Genomic DNA, 3276 nt, shown 5'->3' with positions numbered 1-3276 from the left:
CGCAGGGCCAGGGCCAACGCATCCGAGGCGCGGGAGCTCACGGTGGTTCCGTTCTCGAACTGCAGCTGTCCGTAGAAGATGTTGTCCTCCACCGCCACGATGTTGACGCTGACGATGGTGTGTCCCAACGCTTCGACGACGTCTACCAGGAGGTCGTGGGTCATCGGCCGGGGCGGGACTACCCCCTGCTGGGCCAGGGCGATGGCACTGGCTTCCGGGGTCCCGATCCAGATCGGCACGTGGCGCTCACCGTGGATTTCCTTGAGCAGGACAAGCGGCTGGTTGGACGGCAGCTCAATCCGCACGCCCACAATCTCCACCTCAATCATCAGATGTCCATCCTTGAGATGCGGTCGTGGACCAGCGCCTGGTGCAGTGACAGGCAGAGGTCGCTGATTTCCCGGGCTGCCTCGGCGGCCCGGGCGTGGGAGGCTGCGTCTTTGCGAGATGTCAGGGTGGCCACTGCGCGTTCCACCAGCCCGAATTCGCGGTCGGCGGCCGCCTGGAAGGGGCGGAGGTGCCGGGGTTCCAGGCCGTGGCTCTCCAGCTGGACGCAGGCCCGAGCCACTTKCAGGGCGTGCTCGTCGAACTTGCCGTTGACGTGCCCGATCAGCCCATAGCTCAGGAGCGATTCCAGGAGCGGGACGCTCGCCCCGGATTCGGCCCGGAGCTGTTCCTCGCTGAGCCGGCGGGCACGGCTCTGGAGCTCGCTGGCGAGTTCCTCGGAGACGATCCGCGGGGAGAGCGTGACACCGGCCGGCAGGTTCTCCGGCCGTTCGCCGCGGTCKATCGCGTCCAGGTAGTCCTTGATGACCTTCAGCGGCAGGTACTGGTCGCGCTGGAGGGACAGGACGAAACGCAGCCGTTCGACGTCGTTCTCGGAATACTGCCGGTAGCCGGCAGGCGTCCGTTGCGGGTTGATGAGCCCCTTTTCCTCAAGGAACCGGATTTTTGACGCCGTCATGCTGGGAAAGTCGTCGCTCAGCTGAGCCAGGACTTCCCCGATGTTCAGAACCTGGGGTCCGCGCCGATCCGCATGTGCCGTGGCCACAGGCAGCTACCCCGGAATCAGACGTTGCCTGCTGCGCGGGCAGGGCTCAGGTAGAAGGTGAGGCGGAACTTTCCGATCTGGACCTCGTTGCCGGACTTCAGTTCCACGGCGTCGACGCGGTCGTGGTTCACATAGGTGCCGTTGAGGCTCCCGGTGTCCACTACCTCAAAGCTGCGCGCGGTGCGGCGGAACTCAACGTGCCTGCGGGACACGGTGACGTCGTCGAGGAAGATGTCGGCGTCCGGGTGGCGGCCCGCCGTCGTGACGTCGGAATCCAGCAGGAAACGCGCTCCGGCGTTGGGGCCGCTGTGGGCCACGAGCAGGGCCGATCCAAASGGCAGGGCCTCGACCGCGGCCCGCTCCTCTGCGGAGAGCTTGGGGGTGAAGGTGGGTTCGTCGCGCACCGGAGTGAKGTTGATCGACGTGGTCTCCGAAGCTTTCACTCCACCCGTGCCGTAACCGTCACCGGTGTCGTTCCGTTCGTGCCCAAACATTGAGTCCTCCTCATTCGTTGCAGGTGTCCCCCCTGCAAACAACGCATGCCGTCCGGGAAAGCCTCGCAAATCCCGGTAATCAGCCTTCCGGCGGGTCGGGGCTGTGCATTGTCATCCCAACAACACTCCCCCGCGACCCGGCCCGAACGACCTATGCCTTTAGCCTACCTGCTGTTCATACTCGGATGCACTGAGCAGCGACTCAACCGCGTCGGCCTCCGCGAGCTTGATTTCGATCAGCCAGCCCTCTCCGTACGGATCGGAGTTGATGAGGGCGGAATCGGTGTCCAGGGACTCGTTCCGGGCCACGACCTCACCCGTCACCGGGGCGTAGATGTCACTGACGCTCTTGGTGGATTCGACCTCGCCGACGACGTCGTTGGCCTTGATGGTGGTCCCGACTTCGGGCATCTGGGCGTACACGACATCCCCGAGGGCGTCCTGGGCAAAATCGGTGATGCCCACGCGCACAACCCCGTCGGCGTTGGGGGCCGAAACCCATTCGTGTTCTGCGGTGTAGGACAGTTCTTCGGGAATGATGCTCATGACGGGCCTTTCATCGGGAATCACCTGTGGCGGCGGCAGCAGTTTGTTCTATCCGCCGCTGAAAGTATAGGCCGATCCGGAAGTGTCCGGGCAACAGAAAACCCCGCCGTTACCAGCCATGTCCGGGAACGGCGAGGCAACTGTTTGTACGCGCTTCTAGGGGAGGAAGTACCCCGCGAGGTCGGCGATGAGCTGGGAGGATCCGGAGGACCGGTTGAACAGCGCCACCTTTCCATCYGAGCCGAGCGCCACCGAGACCAGGTTCGGCACGGTCTGTCCGGTCGAGAAGTTCAGGTTGGACGCGTTGGGCCGTGCTGAACCGTTCGGGTAGGCGGTGATGAAGCCGAAGGACTTGGGCGAGGTGACGGTGAGGTTGAAGACGGCTGCCAGGGCACCGGTGGGGACCCCGTTGGCGCCGGCGACCTGGACGGACACCGCGGAATCCGCGGCGACCGGCTTGGTATTGCGGGTGTCCAGGATCCGGGTGGGTCCGACGGCCTTGAAGGCGCCGGTCGCGGTCGGTGTGCCGGGCAGGTAGTAGCCGGCGACGTCGGCGATCAGCTGGGACGTGCCCGAGGARCTGTTGAACAGCGTCACCTTGCCGTCGGACCCGACCGGGACCGTGACCAGGTTCGGGACCGTCTGACCKGCGGAGAAGTTCAGGTTGGACGCATTGGGCCGGGYCGCCCCGGACGCGTACGCGGTCACGAAGCCCAGGGACTTCGCCTGGGTCACCGTCAAGTTGAACACCACGGCCGCGACCGAGGCGGGGATTCCGTTGGCTCCCGCGACCTGGAAGGAGACCGTGGAGTTGGCACCCACCGCMCCGCTGTTGCGGGTGTCCAGGAGCCGGGCCGGCGAGAGGCTCTTGAAGGAACCGGCCGTCGCCGGCGTTCCGGTGACGTAATAGCCCGTCACGTCAGCGATCAGCTGCGCGGATCCGGCGGAACTGTTGAACAGGGTGACCTTGCCGTTGGCCCCCACCGGGACGGTGACCAGGTTSGGCACSGTCTGRCCGGCRGAGAAATTCAGGTTGGACGCGTTGGGACGGGCCGCGCCGGAGGCGTAGGCCGTGATGAACCCGAGGGACMGCGCCTGGGTCACCGTCAGGTTGAACACCACCGCCGAGACCTTCGCCGGGATCCCGTTGACCCCCGCGACCTGGAACGACACCGCGGAATTCGC

Annotated in this window: 5 protein-coding genes; all 5 read right to left on the bottom strand. The window is 65.6% G+C overall.

Annotation, left to right across the window (positions count from 1 at the left end; genetic code table 11):
• Positions 1 to 329: bifunctional nuclease family protein (locus tag AC1DBQ_RS22645; RefSeq protein WP_476930648.1), on the bottom strand; the 329-nt coding region annotated here is incomplete at its 3' end.
• Complete coding sequence (gene ftsR / locus AC1DBQ_RS22640; RefSeq protein WP_476930647.1) at positions 329 to 1051, bottom strand: transcriptional regulator FtsR; 723 nt, start codon at positions 1049 to 1051, stop codon at positions 329 to 331. The genes AC1DBQ_RS22645 and ftsR, both read right to left, overlap by 1 nt.
• 17 nt (positions 1052 to 1068) lie before the next feature.
• Positions 1069 to 1545, bottom strand: coding sequence for an FHA domain-containing protein (locus AC1DBQ_RS22635; protein ID WP_476930646.1), 477 nt, complete (start codon positions 1543 to 1545; stop codon positions 1069 to 1071).
• A gap of 159 nt (positions 1546 to 1704) precedes the next feature.
• Complete coding sequence (gene gcvH, locus AC1DBQ_RS22630) at positions 1705 to 2091, bottom strand: glycine cleavage system protein GcvH (RefSeq protein WP_091255083.1); 387 nt, start codon at positions 2089 to 2091, stop codon at positions 1705 to 1707.
• 156 nt (positions 2092 to 2247) lie between these two features.
• The coding region (locus AC1DBQ_RS22625) for a hypothetical protein (RefSeq protein WP_476930645.1) at positions 2248 to 3276 on the bottom strand (1029 nt) is incomplete at its 5' end.

The organism is Arthrobacter sp. 10T413_2 (genome assembly GCF_056394205.1).
Note: the sequence above shows the minus strand (reverse complement) of the source record. Positions and strands in the feature narration are given on the sequence as shown.